The following is a 255-nucleotide window of genomic DNA, read 5'->3' on the forward strand; positions in this document are numbered from 1 at the left end:
ATGTCATCACGCTCGACAAGACAGGCGTCGCCGACAGCGATGGCAATACCGGCAGCGGCACGGCCAGTTCGTCGAACTACACTATCGATACCCTGCGGCCCACCGCTACCATTGGGCTGTCCGATACTGCATTGAAAGCAGGCGAAACGGCCACCGTCACCATCACGTTCAGCGAAGCGGTGACGGGATTGACCACGGCCGACCTGACGGTGGCCAACGGTTCCATTGCCTCGCTCAGTTCTTCCGATGGCGGCA

The 255-nt window shown here is 60.8% G+C and carries 1 protein-coding gene; it reads left to right on the forward strand.

Going from position 1 to position 255, the window contains the following annotated elements; all coding sequences use genetic code 11:
* On the forward strand, positions 1 to 255 hold a 255-nt coding region (locus GM668_RS31990; protein WP_170305941.1), incomplete at both ends, for an Ig-like domain-containing protein.

Origin of the sequence: Pseudoduganella ginsengisoli (genome assembly GCF_009720865.1) — a bacterium.
Taxonomy (GTDB): Bacteria; Pseudomonadota; Gammaproteobacteria; order Burkholderiales; family Burkholderiaceae_D; genus Rugamonas; species Rugamonas ginsengisoli.